Below are 17,025 nucleotides of genomic sequence, written 5' to 3' on the forward strand. Positions count from 1 at the left end.
GGCGCTACCGGCCCCCGCGCCGCGCGACGATGTACGTCCCGGCCGCCATCAGCAGGGCGGCGAGCCCGCCCAGCAGCGGGTAGAGCCAGTCCGACACCCCGTCGGCGGCGCCGCCGGTCTTCGGCAGCGGCTTCACGGGTTTGCCCGGCTTCCCGGGCTTGCCGGGCTTCACCGGCTTGTCCGGCGGGTCCGTGACCTCGGTCGTCGTGCCACAGCCCTTCTCGTCCGCCGTGCGGCAGTTGCCGCCGGGCGTGCTGGTGGTGACCGCGTTGCGCAGGGTGCCGTTCCCCTTTCCGGTCACGGTGACCGAGTAGGTGACGACCGCCGACTCGCCGGGCGCGAGACGGCCGCTCCAGCGCAGCACCTCGCCGTCCCGGTACGCGGCACCCCGGCTCGCCCGCGTGTCGCCGTTCCAGGACGCGTCGTCGAGCACGCCGGACAGGTCGTCCGTGAACGACGCCGGATCGAGCGCGGCGCTCCCGGTGTTGGTGGCGGTGACCGTGTAGGTGACCTTGTCGCCCTTCTCGACGGGTCCGTGCGGCGAGGCCGTCTTGTGCAGCGCCAGCGACCGTACGGGCGTGTCGGTCCCGCACTCCGGGGCGACGGGTGCCAGGGGCGCGCGCGGCGCCCGTACGGCGCGGGAACCGGCCATCGGCAGCGGGCAGTTGGTCTCGTCGGGACTGGTGAGCCCGTTCGTCAGCGTCTTGTCGCCGCCCGGCGGGTCGTCCACGGTCACCGAGTACGTCACGGTCACCGTCTCCCCGGCGGGCACGGTGCCGCGCCAGGTCAGCAGCGCGCCGTCCCGGGTGAGAACGCCCTGGTCGGCCCGCGCGTCGTCGTTCCAGGTGGCGTCGTCGAGGACGCCGGAGAGGTCGTCGGTGAAGGACGCGTCCCGCGCGTCGGCCGTGCCGGTGTTGCGGAACTCGACCGTGTACGTGACCTTCCCGCCCGGCACGGCCGTGGCCGGGGACGCGCTCTTGCGCAGCTCCAGCTTCGGCGTGTTGAGCGTCCTGCGGCAGTCCGGGTCGGCTGGAGGACCGGACGAGCGGCCCGCGCAGTTGGAGTCGTCGGCGGTGACCGTGTTGGTGATCCGGTGGTCGCCCTGATTGTGGACGGTGACCGAGTACGTGACCGTGGCCTTGGCGCCCGCCGGGAGGTCGCCGCGCCAGGTGAGCCGGGGCGGCGCGTAGGAGACATCGCCCCGGTCGGCCCGCGCGTCGCCGTTCCAGGTGGCGTCGTCCAGCACGCCCGACAGGTCGTCGGTGAAGGTCGCGCCGTCGTACGCGGCGGTGCCGGTGTTCTCGACCGTGACCGTGTACGTGACCCTGTCGCCCGTCCCCGGCTCGCGCGGTGAGGCGGTCTTGGCGACGTCCAGCGCGGCGAGCGGCGTCTCGCTGGAGCAGTCCGGATCGTCGCCGCCGGGCGGGCAGTTGGTGTCGCCGGTGCTCGTCAGGGTGTTCCTGAGCCTCTTGTCGCCCCGGGGCGGGGAGTCGACGGTGACCGTATAGGTGATGGTCACGGCGGCTCCCGCGGCGACGTCGCCGCGCCAGGTGACCGCCCGCCGGTCGCCGTCGAAGGAGGCGTCGCCCGAGGACGCCCGCAGGTCGCCGTTCCAGGCGGCGTCGTCCAGCACGCCGGTGAGGCGGTCGGTGAAGGTGGCACCGTCGTAGGCCGCGGTGCCGGTGTTCCGGACCCTGACCGTGTACGTGACGGTGTCGCCCGGCTTCGCGCTCGCGGGGGACGCGGACTTGCTGAGCGTGAGGTCGGGCCGGGGCAGCACGGTGCGGCAGTCGTCGTCCGCCGAGCCGCGCTCGCAGTTGGAGTCGGCGCTGGTGACGACGTTGCGCAGATAGCGGTCGCCCTTGTTGGTGACGGTGACCGTGTAGGTGACGGTGGCCCGCGCGCCGACGGCCAGGTCGCCGCGCCAGGTGAGGGTACGGGCCGCCGCGTCGAAGTCCGCGCTTCCCGCGGAGCTGCGGACGTCGCCGTCCCAGGTGGCGTCGTCCAGCACCCCGGACAGATCGTCCCTGAACGTGGCGCCGTCGTACGCGGCTCCGCCGGTGTTCTCCACGGTGACCGTGTAGGTGACGGTGTCGCCCGTCCGCGGGTTGGCGGGGGAGGCGGTCTTCTTCACCGTGAGCGCCTTCACCGGGACGGCCCCGCCGCACTCCGGCGCGGGCGAGGCGGCGCCGGGCGGGCACGAGGAGCCCTCGGGGCCCGTGACCGCGTTCCTGAGCCGCTTGTCGCCCCGGGGCGGGGAGTCGACGGTGACGGAATAGGTGACGGTCACGCTCTCGCCCGCCGCGAGATCGCCGCGCCAGCCCAGTTTCTCCTCCGCCGCCGAGAACTCCGTACGCCCTGAGGTGCGGGTCACGTCGTCGTTCCAGGCGGCGTCGTCGAGGACGCCGGACAGGTCGTCGCTGAAGGACGCGCCGTCGTAGTCGCCCTCGCCGGTGTTGGTGACCGTGACCGTGTAGGTGAGCACGTCCCCGGGGCCCGCCTCGCTCCTGTCCGCCTTCTTCTCGACGCGGAGCAGGCCGACGGGCGTGTTCGTGGCGCAGGAGGCTTCGGCGGCGCCCGGCTCGCAGGAGGAGCCCTCGGGGCCGGTGACCGCGTTCCTGAGTCTCTTGTCGCCCCGGGGTGGGGAGTCGACGGTGACGGAGTAGGTGACGGTGACCGTCGCGCCGGGCTCCAGATCGCCCTTCCACGTCAGCTTCCGGGTCCCGCTGTCGTACGTAGGCTGCTTGGGCGCGGCGGTTCCGCCGACGCGGGCGGCGGCGTCGCCGTTGTACGCCGCGTCGTCCACGACGCCGGACAGGTCGTCGGTCAGCTCGGCGCCCGTGACCCGCGCGCCGCCGGTGTTCTCGGCCGTCAGCGTGTAGGTGACGGTGTCCCCGGGCCGCGCGTCGGTGCGGGAGACGGACTTGCGGATGCGCAGGCCCTGGAGCGGCTCGTCGGTGGAGCACTCGGGCGCGGGGTCGGCGGCGTCCGGCGGGCAGTTGCTGCCGTCGGGCCCGGTGACCGTGTTGGCCAGGCGTTTGTCGCCGGGCGGCGGATCGCCGACCGTGACGGAGTAGGTGAGGGTGACGGTGTCACCGGCCGCGACGTCGCCGCGCCAGGTCAGCTTCCGGGCGGCGGCGTCGAGGACGGGCGGTGCGACCGTGGCGCCGTTGGCGCTGCGCGCGGCGGCGTCACCGCCGTACGTCGCGTCGTCCAGGACGCCGCTCAGGTCGTCGGAGATCTCGGCACCGCGCCAGGCCGCGTTGCCGTCGTTGTGGAGCGTGACGGTGTACGTGACCGTGTCCCCGGCCCGGGGCGCGGCGGGCGAGCTGCTCTTCCTCAGCCGCAGGGTGGCCAGCTCCACCTCGCTGGCGCAGTCGGCGTCGTCGGAGCCCTCCGAGCAGTTGCTGTCGGGCACGGTGAGGGCGTTGGTGAGCGCCTTGTCGCCGCCCGGCGGCTCGCCGACCTTCACGGTGTAGGTGAGCGTGGCGGTCTGCCCGGCAGGCACGGTGCCGGTCCAAGTCAGCTTCCTGGTCGCGGGGTCGTACGAGGGCTGGTCCGCGGGCGCCGTACCGCCGACGCGTACGCGCGCGTCGCCGTTGTACGTCGCGTCGTCCACCACGCCCGTCAGGTCGTCGGAGAGGCTCACGCCGGTCGCGTCGGAGGCGCCCTCGTTGGTGACCGTCAGCGTGTAGGTGACAGTGTCGCCGGGCTTGGCGTCCCGGCGGTCGGCGGTCTTCCCCGCGACGAGCTTCTCCGTCAGGTCGGGGGCGGTCCCGCAGCTCGCGAGGTCCGTGATGGGCCATGAGCCGCCGCTCTCGGACTGGATACGGCCGATCTGGTTGCTCTGCGCCGTGGTGGTGCCGACGCGGGCCGAGGTGCCGTCGCGGGGATCGACGCGATAGAGGCTGCCGTCGTAACTCCCCAGGTAGACGGCGCCGTTGTGGTACGCCATGCCGTACGCGGCGGTGCCGATCGCCCCGGCGCCGCTCACCTCGGTGATCCGGGTGACCTTGGCGGTGCCGGGGTCGAAGCGGTAGAGGTACGTGCCGCCGTAGGACATGCCGAAGTACACGCCGCCGCTCTTGTCGACGAACATGTCGGGCAGCGTGGTGCCGTACCGGATGACGGGGTCGTTCGGGATCTCCGTCGTGACGTCCCCGATTCCCCATTCCTTGCTGGCTCCGGTCTTCACGTCGAGCCGCATCAGACGGAACGTCGTCAGGTTGGCCGCGCCGTAGAGGCTGTCGCGGGCGGAATCGTAGGTGAGGCCGCCCCAGTTCGTCCCGGCCGGGAGTTCGCGGGTCCGGCCCGCGTAGATCTCGTCGGTGACCTGATTGGTGCCGGAGACGTGCTTGTAGACCTTGCGGTTGCCGCCCCGGTAATCGGAGTAGAAAAGCGCCGGCTTTCCGGAGTCGGGATCCGTGCCAGCGGCCATGTTGCTCGACCAGTAGTCCGGCAGTCCGCTGCCGACGCGTTTGGTGACCACGGTGTTCTGAATTTCGGCGCCGCCGTCCGCGCCGTTCCTGAATTGCATGCCGCTGCGATAATTGCTGTAGTAGAGGTGGTCGCAGTCGAACGTCGAGGGATCGTTCTGCCCCTCCACAGCCCAGGCCTGCGCCCGCGCGGGCACCGCCGTCACCAGGGAGAGCGCGGGCATCAGCAGGGCGAGGACCAGGATCTGTACCAGTGCCGGGCCCAGCGGCGGCGTGCGGCGGCGAGCGTTCCCCTGCGGCATGACTGCCCTCTCGAATTACTGAGCCCGGCATGGAAGTCCGAGCGCATTCATAGCGCCCGTTCGCACGCGGATTCGTGGACGCGCGCGCCGAATGCGGAGAAAATCACTCGGTGGTTCCAGTGAAACCGAATAATGCGATGAGTCGCGGGGGCGGGTCCCGCCGGGCGGATGCCTTTTCGGTGCCTACTGTGGTGAGGAACGGAGACAGGCTGAAACACGCCTGGGAGAGGGGCGGCATGAGTGCCACGGAATCCGTGTGCATTTCACATAAATAATGGTTCCTCCCGGGTCGGAGCCCGCGTGGACCCGGATAAGCGCGCGGAGGCGATGGCGGCCATCGACGCCCTGGAGACAGGGGCCAAGTTCGCCTGACGAAGACGAAGTGGGTGGCTTGGCCTTGAGACGGGACTACAACTTTGAGGTCTACTGACCCCGAGGAGAGAGGCCGCGGCGTCGACGGAGCCTGGGCTCACCGGCGGTAGCGGTCGTCTCGATGAACGGCCGGGCGCCTCGTACGGCACTGGCTTACCCGTCGAAGCGTCCAGGTGCAGGCGTTCGACGACTGGTTCTGCCAGCTTCACCGATACTTCCCGAGTGCGGGCTTCGGCGGTGCAGTTGCCGTCCTTGGCATTCCCGACCGGGCGGACAGCACCACGCTGCCGTCCGTCTCCAAGGCGTCGACGGCGGGGTTTCGCCCCGCCCCCGCCTCCGGTCGCCACGCTTGAATTGGCCTGTTCCGCTCCTGTGAGCGGCAGCATCAGCGAGCTTCCTTCTCCTCAGGCGACCTGTCCCTTCTTCTGCGGGCCGGTGGGAAGCTCTCCCCGCAGCGTGATGTTGCGGGTCTTCCAAGCACGCTTATCGAATGCGCTGCGAAGACCTTCTCCGGGGAGCTGAACCACTTCGCCCATCTGGCCAGCTGTGGTGTCGGTGGTGTCGCTTAGCATCCGGGGCATGCGCGAGTTCTTCATAGCCGGTGGGCGGCGGCTGTCGTTTCTGGACTTCGGTGGTCCGGGGACGCCGCTTCTGGCGTTGCACGGGCATTACAACGAGGCGTCGGCGTTCGAGCCGCTGGCCGAGGCGCTTGCGCCGCGGTGGCGAGTGATCGCGTTGGATCAGCGCGGTCACGGTGAGTCTGATCGTGCCGAGAGCTACGGCCGGGACGACTATGTCGACGACGTTGCCGCCTTCCACCAGCATCTGGGCCTTGGTGCGGTGGCGGTGCTCGGCCATTCGCTGGGTGGCGTGAACGCGTACCAATACGCCGCCCGGCATCCGGACCGGGTCTCTGCGTTGATCGTCGAGGACATCGGTGCGATCGTGGACAGCGACTGGTCGTTCACCTTGCGCCTGCCGCCCCAGGCGCCGTCGCGGCGGGAGCTGGCGAGCATGCTCGGCTCGGTGGCGCCCTATCTGGAGTGCTCATTCCGCCGCGCGGACGACCGTTGGGGGTTCTCCTTCGAGATCGAGGACACGGTGGCCTCCCAGAAGGCGCTCAACGGACGGCACTGGCAGGACTGGACGGCGGTGGCTTGTCCTACTTTGCTGCTCCGGGGAACACGCAGTGACGAGCTGGACGCCGGCCATGCCCGGGAGATGATCGCCCGACGGGCCGGCCAGGCCCGTCTGGTCGAGCTGCCCGCCGGGCATGTCGTGCACCAGGACGCCGCGGAGCAGTTCGCCGCCGTCGTCGAGGACTTTCTGGCCTCTCCCGGCTGAGTCCTGGGCCGTCTCACGCGGTGAGGGCGTAGCCGCCCCGGTCGGGGCTGCCGTGGTCGCGGTGGTGTTCGCGGACGAGGTGACAGTGCCAGTAAGGTCGGTCGCTCGTGCCCAGGCACTGAGCTTTTTCGAACCTCGGGTTGAGGCGTGACGAAGGGCGGGGATGGTCTCCCCGGTGGCGGTGACCCGGTTGGTGCTGCAGCGGAGTTTCCGCGGGAGGCGGCAGTCCTTCAGGGCGGCCATGGCTTGCGCGCGGCGGCAACGGATTCCGGCGTGGGTGCTGTTGTGCCGACGTTGCCGCAGCTTGAGACGCAGGTTGCGGAAGGGCACCGGGATGATGCCGTCGCCGCCTTGATACGCCTTGTCCGCCCGGCACTTCACCTCCGCGTCGCGGGGGCGTGGTCACCGGCAGTCCCCATGTCGTGGCGAGCGCCGGGAACGGTGGGTGAGGCCCACAGCAGTCGACCTGCCGCATCGGCGATGACCTGCCACTCCGAGCCGGGCTCGTCGGAGCCGCGCACCGACCGGTGACCGGTCGGTGCGGACCCGGTCTACCGGTTCGCGGCTTCGCGAGAGGCGATCCGGTTCGTGCGACCGACCGCGCGGCCGACCGCGCGGCCCACCGTGTTGCGCACCGCGAGGCCCGACCGGGTGCGGGGCACCATGAGCCTGGAGAGCGGACCGACGCGTCGCTGCCGCGGGCCCACCTCACCGCGTAGCCGCGACTCGTAGGCGGCGAAGGCGCGGGCGTGATCACCGGGATGGGCGGCGAGCTCTTCCGCGAGGGCGTACGCGCCCGCCATCGCCATGCTGGACCCGTCACCCAGCAGGGCCGTCGCCGCCGCCGCGTCCCCGAGCAGGACGACCCGTCCGCGGGACCACGAGGGCACCCGGACGGTGGTCAGGGGGTCGAAGAACGGAGCCGGGTGGTCGAGGAACGCCGCCACGAGTTCCGGTGCCCGCCACCCCACGTCGGCGTAGGCGTCTGCCACGGTCTGCTTGTGGAGGGCGAGGTTCTTGCGGTCGTGGGGCGCCAGCCGTGCGGCCCGGAAGGTGAAGATCGCGAGCGGAGTGGTCCGCGAGGGGTGGAGGACCAGCATCCGGTTCGGCACGGTCAGCATCGTCATCTCGCTCGGGTCCTCGATGGCGTCGGGTTCCAGCGGCACGGTCGCGCCGTACAGGCCCAGGTCGCCCGCGAACTGCCGCTCGGGCCCGAACACCAGGCGCCGTACGGTGGAGTGCATCCCGTCGGCACCGACCACCAGGTCGAAGCGCCGTGGCGCGGACCGCCGGAAGGTGACGTCGACCCCGCCTTCGTCCTGGTCGAGAGCGGTGACCGTGTCGTCGAACAAGAACTCGGCCTCGGTCTGCGCCGAGTGGTGGAGCACCTCGGACAGGTCGGCTCGGGTCACCTCGACCGTCGGCGCCTTGTCCGAGGTGAGCGGGAGTTGCAGGATCCGCCTGCCGCCGGGGTCGAGCAGGGTCAGCGACCGATTGCGGGTGGCGAGCTCGCGGAGCTGCGGAAGGATGCCCATGCGCTCGGCGACCGGGATCGCGGGCCCCTTCACGACGATCGCGCTACCGCCGGAGCGCAGCTGCCGGGCGTGTTCGACGACCGTCGGCCGGTAGCCGTTCCGGGAGAGCCAGTACGCGAGTGCGGGCCCTGCGATTCCGGCACCGACTATCAGCACCTCGGGCTTCTTCATGACGATGACCTCTCGGAGTGTCGGTGACCAGGTCCTTGGCGCGTGCCGGGCCGGGTCTGAGGGCGCGGCGGCACGGGGCGGTGCAACCGGACCAAGGTACGATCAATTTCGTACCTCAGGGGAGCACACTCTTCAGGTACGATGCAAGTCGTACTTGAAGGAGGTGCCGCGTGGCCGGGAAGAACCTGGTCGGCCCGGAGGCCGACGCGCTCGATCTGGGTGCGGTGTTCCGCGCCCTCGCCGACGAGCACCGTCGTTCGGTGATGACGGAGTTGGCCACCGACCACAGCGACAGCGAGCGGGGCTGCAACTCGTTCGATCTTCCGATCTCCAAGCAGACCCAGACCCACCACTTCCGGGTCCTGCGCGAGGCAGGTCTCATCAACGAGATCGACTACGGCAACCGCAAGGGCATCCGACTACGACGCGCGGACATCGAGAAGAGATTCCCCGGCCTTCTCGCGCTCCTGGGAGCAGGGCCCCCGTCTGAAACCGCTCCTCGCTGAGCACGGCTGAGCACACCGGAGGGGAGTCCGATTCGGCCCTGAGCCGCGAGCTCGACCGTCCCGCGCTCGTGATCGGCGCCGAGCACTTCCGCGCGCGCTCCCTCACGCCACCACCCACCGAGGTTGTTCGGCGCAGTAGTACGCCGAGCCCCCTGCCGCGCTCGCGCACACACGCATCAGGTCAGCATCCGCACGCGTGGAGGCTGCCGGATGGCGGTCGGGGAGCTGGGGCACGCGCACCCGACAGCGTTGCGTTGTCGGTCCGAGTGGGCGTGATATGCCTGGTCACGTGACCGATTCTGAGGCGTCGGTGCCATGTTCCGCAGCGGCGGAGCAGATGGCGGATCTTTGCCGTAGCCCTCACCTCCCCGGCCCTGTGGCCTGCTGGCTCGATATGTTCATGGAGATCGCCGATGGAGTTCGTCTACATCACCGTCATCCGCACCACGCCCGAGAAGCTCTGGGAGGCGCTGACCGACACGGACCTCATCCGGCGGTACCACGACGACACCGGCCCCGACTCCGACTGGAGGCCCGGCTCGGTCGTCAGGTGGAAGATGGGGGAGGAGTACCAGGACTACGGGCAGCGCGTCCTGGAGGCCGAGCCGTACCGGAAGCTGTCGTACACCTGGCACAACTACACGCCGGAGATCGGCGCCATGTTCGGCTGGAGCGACGAGGAGCTCGCCGAGCACCAGAAGGAGCCCGTCTCCCAGGTCACGATCGAGAACGAGCAGATGGGCGAGGGCGTCATGCTCACCCTCACCCACGACGGCTTCGCGCCGGACAGCGAGATGCTGAAGGCCATCAGCGAGGGCTGGCCGTTCATCCTCTCCAACCTCAAGTCCCTGCTGGAGACAGGCGCGACGATCCGCCTGGAGGACTAGCCATCAGAGACGCCCAAGGCCTGTCCGACGGGCCGCGAAGGTGCGCGTGGTCGGACAGGCCCGGTTCAGCAGCGCGAGTTACAGGGCGCGCAGGGCGTCCCAGGTCTCAGGGCCGACGATGCCGTCCACCTGGAGACCGTTCACGTCTTGGAAGTACACCACCCAGCTCTCGGTGCGCGGGCCGAAGTCCCCGTCGACGTTCAGTGGTGAACCGCCGTTCCACTGGTTGATCAGGCACTGGACTTCCCTGACGTTGTCGCCGGAGTCACCACGCCGGGTGGTGGCGGAGCCGTCGTAGTAGCCGCAGTAGCCGGCGAACTTGGCCGCGGAAGTGCTTCCCGGTGCCTCGACCGGCGTGGCGGAGGCGGCCGGTGCCATTGCGAGAAACAGCCCGCTCAAGGCGGCTGCCGTAGCAAGGACGACGCGCTGACGTGTACGCATATGAGGTTCCTTCCCCCCGAGTCTTCACGGATCTCCCGGACAGGAGTTCCGCGAAGAGGCTGGCTTCGGGAGCGCTCCGCTACGCCTCTGCCGCCCCTTTTCCCCCCTTTCGGGTGACCGTGAGCGTCCTAGCCGAGGACGAGCGGGAGCTTCGCGGCCAGACCGTCCGTCCCGCCCAGTTCGGTCCTCTCCGCCTCGGTCGGGGCGCGCCGTCCGGTGCCGATCCGCAGCGCGTCCGTGTCGGAGAAGGAGGCGGGGAACGGCGCTCCCGCGATCCGCTCCAGCATCTCCCGCGTCCGGGCCAGCCCCTCGGCGGGCGGCCCCGGCGCGTCCGGGAGGTGCGCGACCAGGTCGAGATGGTGCAGCGTCCACTCCAGGACGTAGGCGGAGAGGAAGTCGCCCGCGGTGAGCACCATGTCCTGGGTGGTCACGCGGGCGGCGGGGTCGGCCAGTTCCGCTGCGCGGCCCGCCGCCGAACCGACGTCGTCCAGGTGGAAGGCGAGCAGCGCCGGGTCCTCGTACGCCGCGGCGAGCCGGACGATCAGCGCGTCGAGCGGATCGTCGCCGGACGGCGGGGTGTCGGCGACCTTCCAGTACGTCACCGCGTCCACGGTCGGCCCGGTCTGCTCCCCCTCGGCGGGGGTGACGAGGGTGATCAGGACGTCCTGCGCGTCGATGACCAGGTGGCACACCAGGTCCCGCACCAGCCAGCCCGCGCAGCCGGACGGCCGTGCGAAGTCCTCGTCGGAGAGCCCGGCGACGGCGGAGCGCAGGGCCGCCCACGTAGTCGAGAAGAGATCCACGCGCGCAAGGTAACAGCGCCCCGCGCGCCGGAGCGACCGGATTCCCGGCCCCCCGGCGCGCGGAGGGCAACGGGTCAGCGCAGCAGCACCGGCAGTTCCCTGAGGCCGTTGATGCCGAGGGACGGGACGCGTGGCGCGGGCCGCGGGGCGAGCGCCAGCCGGGGGAACGTCCCGAAGAGCCGCCGCAGCGCCGTCTCCGCCTCCAGGCGTGCCAGGGAAGCGCCCGGGCAGCGGTGCGGTCCGTGGCCGAACGCGAGATGCCGGGCGACCTCCGGGCGGCCGGGCGCGAACGCGTCCGGGTCGGGCCCCGGGAACGTGTGCGGGCAGCGCTGGACGGCCGGGAGGGGTACGAGCACGGCCTCGCCTTTCCGGATCACGACGCCCTCGACGTCCACGTCCTCGGTCGCGTACCGGAACATCACGTTGCGGCTCGGGGACTCCCAGCGCAGGGCCTCCTCGACCACGTCGGGCCAGGGGTCGTCGCCCGCCTCCTCCCGTTCACGGGCCCCGTCGAGCGTGGCCGGGTACGTCAGCAGGCCCCTGACGGCGTGGCAGATCAGGTTGGCCGTGGTCTCGTGGCCGCCGATGACCGTGACCACGAGGTTGCCCACGACCTCCGCCTCGGTCAGCTCCCCGGCGTCCAGGGCCGCGACGAGGTCCATCGTGAGGTCGTCGCGGTCGCCGTTCGCGCGCTTCTGCTCGATCAGCGCCATCAGGGCCGCGGGGAACCGCCGCCCCACGGTGTGCTGCACCTCCTCCACCCCCGCCTCGGAGTTCAGCGCCGCCGCCGACAGCTCCCGCAGCTCCTCGCGCACCGCGCCGTCCTCGGGGACGCCGAGCAGATGGCAGACGACCTCCAGGGGCAGCGGCAGCGCGAAGCGCGCCAGCAGGTCCGTCTCCTCCCCGGCGGGCACGTCCGTGAGGTCCGCGAGAAGTCGGTCCGCGACGGCCTCGATCCGGGGCCGCAGCGCTCGTACGCGGCGGGGCGAGATCGCGCGCTGCACGGGCGTCCGCAGCCTCCTGTGGGCCTCGCCGTCGGTGGTGAGCAGGCCCCTGCCCTCCACGATGAAGAGCAGCGGCCAGTCCGCGGGTATCTCCCCGCGCGCGTGCGCGCCCCAGTGCGCGATGTCCTTCGCGAAGCGGGGGTCGCCCAGCACCAGGGCGCTCGCCTCGCGCGTCGTCACCGCTTGGGCCACCACGCCACCAGGGAGCGCCACCTGGGCAACCGGCCCTGCGGCGCGGAGGGCCGGGCCTTCGGCTCCGTGGAGATCGGCCGGGGCGGGTTCGAGAGGAATCCGGGCTGTGCTGTCCACTGCTGTCCATTCGTCGGGGCCGTCGGCGGGAAGGGGAAGGACACGGGGAGCGAGGTGGGGGAGCGGGCGATGTACGGCATCTCCCAGGTCAGCTTCTCGGCGGGGACGGCGAGCCGGAGGCCCGGCAGCCGGTTCCACAGGACCTCCAGGCCCGAGCGGACGATGAGCGTGCCCAGCTCGTGCGCCGGGCAGCCGTGCGAGCCCGCGCCCCAGGCCAGGTGCGACCTGTTGGTGCGCGAGACGTCCGAGGCGGACGAGAGCATCGCCGGGTCGGCGCCGGTCGCGCCGAGGCAGATGATCGCCATGTCCCCGGCGTTGACGGGGTATCCGGCGAGCGTGGTGTCCTGGGTGGCCCAGCGGCCGATGAGGTTCTGGATCGGCGCGTTGACCCACATCACCCGGTTCATCGCCTCGTCCATCGGGCAGCGCCCGGCGAGCACGTCGGAGTTCAGCTCCGGGTCGGTCAGCAGCTCCAGCACGGTGTTGCAGATCCAGGTGGTGGAGGCGCCGCGCCCGGCGACGATCTGGAGCCACACCTCCTCGGCCAGCTCGTGCGCGTCCAGCGGTGCTTGTTGCTCCCGCTGCTCCTGTTGCTCCCGCCGCTCCCGGTTGTGGTGGTGCATCCAGGAGACGAGGTCGGGCCCGGGGGCGCGCTCCTTCTCCTCGACCAAGGCCCGCATACGGGTGTCGAGCTCGGCGGCGGCCTGCTCGGCGCCGGGGCCGCCGCTGAGCATCTCGTGGATCGCGTCACCCGTGGCCAGGGCGCTGCCCTCGTCCATGCCCATCAGCCGCATCATCACGAGCAACGGGAGCTGGAGCGCGTACTGCCCGAGGATGTCCACGTCATTGCGCTCGCGGGGCGGCGTCTCGCGGAAGAACGCGGTGACGAGCTGGTCGGCGAGGTCCTCGACGAGGTCGCGGGTGCGCAGCAGACGCAGCTCGCCCAGCGCCTTGTTGCCGGGCCCCGAGAGACGGGTGTGCTCCCTGCCCTCGGCGTACAGGCGGCTGCGCCGGTAGGCGAACTGGGGGATCATCGGGTGATCCGGCGGCAGCGCCCCCTCGGCCAGGTCGCGGTACCAGCGGGAGTCCCGTGTCCACACATGGCCGTGGTTCTGGAGGATCTCCAGCTGGTGGGCGTGGTCCAGGACGAGATAGCCGCGGAAGGCGCCGGTCTCCTCCAGCGCCACGGGGGCCACGGGCCCGAAGGTGCCGCGCAGCCGCGCGTAGTACGAGAAGGGGTCCCGCGCGAACTCCTGTCCGTGGAGCGGGGCGTCGCGCGTGGGCCAGGGGGAGCGGACGGGCGGCCAGGCGTCGCCAAGAGGTGTGGTCGATACGTGAGTTGACACGGCGATCATCCTGAGGCCCCAAGATCGCCAAGGCAACCGTCCGCGGGGACCGCTGTGTCACGGGAGGCCGGGCGCTCCGCTCTCCGGCCCCGGCGGGTGCGGCGCGGACGGGCGCATCAGTGCGAGGAGTGCCATGTCGTCGTCGCGCTGCCCGCCCGTCCACGCCCGTACGTCCTCCGCGACCGTCGTCAGCAGTTCCTCCGGGCAGCGGAAGCGCCGTCCGGCGAGGCGTTCCGCCGGGTCGTAGAACCGGCCGTCCGGGTCTCTGGCCTCGGTGACCCCGTCGGTGACCAGTAGCAGGATCGCGCCCGGCGGTACCGGGAAGCTCTTCGCTGGCGGGTTCCCCGGCGCCAGTTCGCCCAGGCCCAGCGGGACCCCGGGTGCCTCCTGGGCCAGCACCGTGACCGCGCCGTCCACGAAGAGGTACGGGTCCGGGTGTCCCCGGGTCAGGAGCCGCACCTCGCGCAGGTCGGGTGCGAAGGTGCCGAGCACCACGGTGGTGAAGCCCTCGCTCACGGGCGTGCCCTCGCGGTGCCGGGCCTCGCGGAGCAGGGAGCGCTCCATCTCGTCGGCCAGGACGGTCAGCTCGGGCGCCCGTACCCCCACCTCGCGGAACGCGCCGAGCGCCACGGCCGCCGTGCCCACCGCGCCCAGGCCCTTGCCGCGCACGTCCCCGACGAGGAACCGCACGCCCCACGCCGTCTCCTCCACCGCGTACAGGTCACCGCCGACCTGCGCCTCGGCCTCGGCGCCCTGGTAGCTCGCGGCGATGTCGAGCCCGCGCAGCGACTTCGGCGGCGTCGGCAGCACCGCGAACTGCGCGGCCTCGGCGACCGTACGGGCGGTGTGCAGGCGGCGGGCGTGGCGGGCGATCAGCCGGTTCACGTCGACGGAGATCAGCCCGGCGAACGTGACGTTCACGATGTCCACCACGTCGTGCCCGGCCCGGGCCTGGTCGCCGACCAGGCCGAGCAGCGTCATGGCGAGCACGGCGGCGACGCACACGGCGACGGTGTGGCGCAGCGTGGAGTTCACGGCGGCCAGCAGCCCCGCCAGCGCGAGGAGCGGCGAGCCGGTGAAGACCGGGGGAGTGACGACGTCGACCGCGACTCCGGCGGCGATGAGCAGCCACGGCATCCACCTGCCGTAGGCGGGCCAGCGTGCGCCGAAACGGTCCACTGGCACTCCTTGGCCCGGTCGCGGTCGAGGCGCCGGGGAAGCGGGGGAAGCGGGGGAAGCGGGTAGCGGGGGAAGCTCTCCTGGTGAGCCTCGGGCCCCGCGCCCGCACCGGCCAGCGCTTGGGGCCCGTACGGGTGACGGGCGGGACCCCGGCGGAAGATCCGGAAAACGAATACTGTCATCCGGAAAAGGCGCTTAACGCCTGGCCACGGGCTCCCTACCGTGGTCGCCATCCTGACTCACGAGGTGGCTGGGAGCCGTGATGGGCACTGATGCGCTTTCTCGTCGTCACATCCTCCAACGGAGCGCGGGGGCCGGCGGGGTCCTCGCCCTCGGCCCGCTCCTCGCGGGCCTCAGTACGGGCGCCACGGGCGCGGCCGAGGCGGCGGAGCCGCCGGGCGGTACCGGCGGCAACGACGTCTACGGGCGGATCGGCGTGCGGCCCGTGATCAACGCGCGGGGCACCTTCACCATCCTCAGCGGCTCCCTGATGCTGCCCCAGGTCCGCGAGGCCATCGACGCGGCGGCACGGCACTACGTCCACCTGGACGAGCTGGCCGACGCGGTCGGCGAGCGGCTGGCCGCGCTGACCGGCGCCGAGTTCGGCCTCGTCAGCTCCGGCTGCGCCGCCGGGCTCACCCACGCGACCGCCGCCTGCGTCGCGGGCGGCAACCCCGACCTGCACATCCGGATCCCGGACCTCACGGGCTTCGACCGTACCGAGGTGATCATCCCCAGGCACTCGCGGAACGTCTACGAGGCCGCCGTCAGCGCCGTCGGCCTCAAGGTCGTCGAGGTCTCCGGCCGCGCGGAGCTGGAGCGGGCCCTCGGTCCCCGTACCGCGCTGATCTACGTCATGGCCGGGCCGCGCGTGGACGAGAGCGAGCTGGACACGAAGGTGCTCGCGCGGGCCGCGAAGCCGCACGGCGTGCCCGTCCTCGTCGACGCCGCCGCCGAGATCCTCACCATCCCCAACGTGCACCTGGAGAACGGCGCCGACCTCGTCGCCTACAGCGGCGGCAAGTGCATACGCGGCCCGCAGTCCGCCGGGCTGCTGCTGGGCCGCGAGGACCTGGTGCGCGCGGCGTGGGTGCACAGCGCCCCGCACCACGGCTTCGCGCGCGGCTTCAAGGTCGGCAAGGAAGAGGCCGTCGGCATGCTCGCGGCCGTCGAGATGTGGGTGCGCCGCGACCACGAGGCCGAGTACGCGCGCTGGACGTCCTGGCTCCGCTCCCTCGCCCGTACGGTCCGCGCGGTGGAGGGCGTCAGCACCGAGACGGTGAAGCCCGAGGGCCTCTCCAACCGCACCCCCTCCCTGAAGATCCTGTGGGACGGGAAGAAGCTCGGCGTCTCCGGGAAGACCGTCATGGACACGCTCTTCGAGGGAGGCGAGGGCGGCGAGGGCGGCCGGGGAGCCCCCCGCATCGCCCTCAATGAGGCGGGCGACGAGAAGAACGGCCGTACCGGCGTCCTCGTCACCCCCTACATGCTTCAGCCCGGCGACACGAAGACGATCGGGCGGCACCTCGTCGCGCTGCTCAGGGACCCGCCCCCGCCGCCGGAGGAACCCCGGCCGCCGACCGCCGACGTGAGCGGCACCTGGAAGCTCACCATCCGTTACGCGGCGGGCAGTTCGCGCGCGCACCGGCTCACCCTCCGGCAGAAGGGCGGCGAGGTCACCGGCAGCCACACCGGCGAGTTCGTCACCCGCGAGGCGACCGGCAGCGTCAGCGGCGACACCCTCACGCTGCGCAGCGTCCTCGGCGAGGAGCACGGTGACTCGCTCGACTTCACCTTCACCGGAACCGTCGAGGACGGCGCGCTCAGCGGCGATCTCTCGATGGGCGAATACCTCACGGCGAGCTGGCAGGCCCGCCGTCAGTCCGCATCCGCGACCCAGGAGGACAAGTGACCTCGAACCGCCGCGACTTCATCCGCAAGGCACCCGCCGTCGCCGCCGTGGCAGCCGTCCCCGCGGTGGCCGCGGCCCAGCCCGCCGCCGCCGAGGGACGCCCCCGGCACAGGCCCGAGAAGGAGGTCCACTTCCCCGGCGCCGAGCCGCCCGAGAACCCGCTGATGAGCCCCGTCGTCACCTACGGCGGACTGGTCTTCCTCTCCGGCATCGGCGCCCACTTCGAGGGCGACGTCCGCGCCCACACCGCGCACGTCCTGGACGAGCTGGAACGGAACCTGGAGGCCGTCGGCTCCTCCATGGCGAACGTCCTCAAGGTCAACGTCTACCTCGGCGACCTCGCCGACTACGACGCCATGAACGAGGTCTACCTCGGCCGCTTCGGCCCCGAGCCCGCGGCCCGTACGACCATCGCCGCCAAGGGCGGCATCCCCGGCGACTCCCTGGTCGAGATCGACTGTGTCGCCGTCCGCTGACG

12 protein-coding genes are annotated in these 17,025 nt (G+C 71.7%); 5 read left to right on the forward strand and 7 right to left on the reverse strand.

The annotated features are described in order from the left end of the window. Positions 1 to 4 precede the first annotated feature (4 nt). Entirely contained in the window at positions 5 to 4,738 is a 4,734-nt protein-coding gene (locus ACGF3A_RS14105; protein ID WP_393729343.1) for an isopeptide-forming domain-containing fimbrial protein, read from the reverse strand. Positions 4,739 to 5,689: 951 nt separating this feature from the next. Between ACGF3A_RS14105 and ACGF3A_RS14110 the strand changes: the two genes are divergently transcribed. Then, positions 5,690 to 6,454, forward strand: coding sequence for an alpha/beta fold hydrolase (locus ACGF3A_RS14110; protein ID WP_393729345.1), 765 nt, complete (start codon positions 5,690 to 5,692; stop codon positions 6,452 to 6,454). A gap of 551 nt (positions 6,455 to 7,005) precedes the next feature. Here ACGF3A_RS14110 and ACGF3A_RS14115 read toward each other — a convergent pair. After that, positions 7,006 to 8,160 (reverse strand): FAD-dependent monooxygenase, encoded by a 1,155-nt coding sequence (locus ACGF3A_RS14115; RefSeq protein ID WP_393729347.1) that lies wholly within the window; start codon positions 8,158 to 8,160, stop codon positions 7,006 to 7,008. A 170-nt stretch (positions 8,161 to 8,330) separates the two neighbouring features. On the opposite strand from ACGF3A_RS14115, the gene ACGF3A_RS14120 reads away from it, so the two are divergent. Both ACGF3A_RS14120 and ACGF3A_RS14125 read left to right on the forward strand, forming a co-directional pair. Further along, a complete protein-coding gene (locus tag ACGF3A_RS14120; RefSeq protein WP_393729349.1) occupies positions 8,331 to 8,666 on the forward strand; it encodes an ArsR/SmtB family transcription factor in 336 nt (111 codons plus the stop codon). Positions 8,667 to 9,079: 413 nt separating this feature from the next. Next, positions 9,080 to 9,553, forward strand: coding sequence for an SRPBCC family protein (locus ACGF3A_RS14125; protein ID WP_393729350.1), 474 nt, complete (start codon positions 9,080 to 9,082; stop codon positions 9,551 to 9,553). Between the two features lie 78 nt (positions 9,554 to 9,631). Here the strand turns inward: ACGF3A_RS14125 and ACGF3A_RS14130 are convergent, their stop codons facing one another. From ACGF3A_RS14130 to ACGF3A_RS14150, 5 genes are all read right to left on the reverse strand, one after another. Next, complete coding sequence (locus ACGF3A_RS14130; RefSeq protein WP_393729352.1) at positions 9,632 to 9,994, reverse strand: peptidoglycan-binding protein; 363 nt, start codon at positions 9,992 to 9,994, stop codon at positions 9,632 to 9,634. A gap of 128 nt (positions 9,995 to 10,122) precedes the next feature. After that, complete coding sequence (locus ACGF3A_RS14135) at positions 10,123 to 10,797, reverse strand: maleylpyruvate isomerase N-terminal domain-containing protein (protein ID WP_393729354.1); 675 nt, start codon at positions 10,795 to 10,797, stop codon at positions 10,123 to 10,125. A 74-nt stretch (positions 10,798 to 10,871) separates the two neighbouring features. Next, the gene (locus tag ACGF3A_RS14140) at positions 10,872 to 11,981 is read right to left on the reverse strand and encodes a cytochrome P450 (protein WP_393729356.1); all 1,110 of its coding nucleotides are present in this window, start codon (positions 11,979 to 11,981) and stop codon (positions 10,872 to 10,874) included. Further along, positions 11,978 to 13,456, reverse strand: coding sequence for a cytochrome P450 (locus ACGF3A_RS14145; RefSeq protein WP_393729358.1), 1,479 nt, complete (start codon positions 13,454 to 13,456; stop codon positions 11,978 to 11,980). The genes ACGF3A_RS14140 and ACGF3A_RS14145 overlap by 4 nt, the downstream gene beginning before the upstream one ends. Before the next feature lie 57 nt (positions 13,457 to 13,513). After that, complete coding sequence (locus tag ACGF3A_RS14150; RefSeq protein WP_393729360.1) at positions 13,514 to 14,635, reverse strand: PP2C family protein-serine/threonine phosphatase; 1,122 nt, start codon at positions 14,633 to 14,635, stop codon at positions 13,514 to 13,516. A 262-nt stretch (positions 14,636 to 14,897) separates the two neighbouring features. On the opposite strand from ACGF3A_RS14150, the gene ACGF3A_RS14155 reads away from it, so the two are divergent. Both ACGF3A_RS14155 and ACGF3A_RS14160 read left to right on the forward strand, forming a co-directional pair. Further along, positions 14,898 to 16,547, forward strand: a complete 1,650-nt coding sequence (locus ACGF3A_RS14155; protein ID WP_393729362.1) for an aminotransferase class V-fold PLP-dependent enzyme — start codon at positions 14,898 to 14,900, stop codon at positions 16,545 to 16,547. After that, positions 16,544 to 17,023 (forward strand): RidA family protein, encoded by a 480-nt coding sequence (locus tag ACGF3A_RS14160; RefSeq protein WP_393729364.1) that lies wholly within the window; start codon positions 16,544 to 16,546, stop codon positions 17,021 to 17,023. The genes ACGF3A_RS14155 and ACGF3A_RS14160 overlap by 4 nt, the downstream gene beginning before the upstream one ends. The last annotated feature ends 2 nt before the right edge of the window (positions 17,024 to 17,025 follow it).

The organism is Streptomyces sp. NPDC048172 (assembly GCF_043202595.1).
In the GTDB taxonomy this organism is placed as follows: domain Bacteria; phylum Actinomycetota; class Actinomycetes; order Streptomycetales; family Streptomycetaceae; genus Streptomyces.

Excerpts from the sequence above, each read along its gene's own strand:
- ACGF3A_RS14115 (WP_393729347.1), bottom strand. The coding sequence starts at position 8,160 with ATGAAGAAGCCCGAGGTGCTGATAGTCGGTGCCGGAATCGCAGGGCCC.
- ACGF3A_RS14110 (WP_393729345.1), top strand. The coding sequence starts at position 5,690 with ATGCGCGAGTTCTTCATAGCCGGTGGGCGGCGGCTGTCGTTTCTGGAC.
- ACGF3A_RS14155 (WP_393729362.1), top strand. The coding sequence starts at position 14,898 with ATGGGCACTGATGCGCTTTCTCGTCGTCACATCCTCCAACGGAGCGCG.
- ACGF3A_RS14130 (WP_393729352.1), bottom strand. The coding sequence starts at position 9,994 with ATGCGTACACGTCAGCGCGTCGTCCTTGCTACGGCAGCCGCCTTGAGC.
- ACGF3A_RS14105 (WP_393729343.1), bottom strand. The coding sequence starts at position 4,738 with ATGCCGCAGGGGAACGCTCGCCGCCGCACGCCGCCGCTGGGCCCGGCA.
- ACGF3A_RS14125 (WP_393729350.1), top strand. The coding sequence starts at position 9,080 with ATGGAGTTCGTCTACATCACCGTCATCCGCACCACGCCCGAGAAGCTC.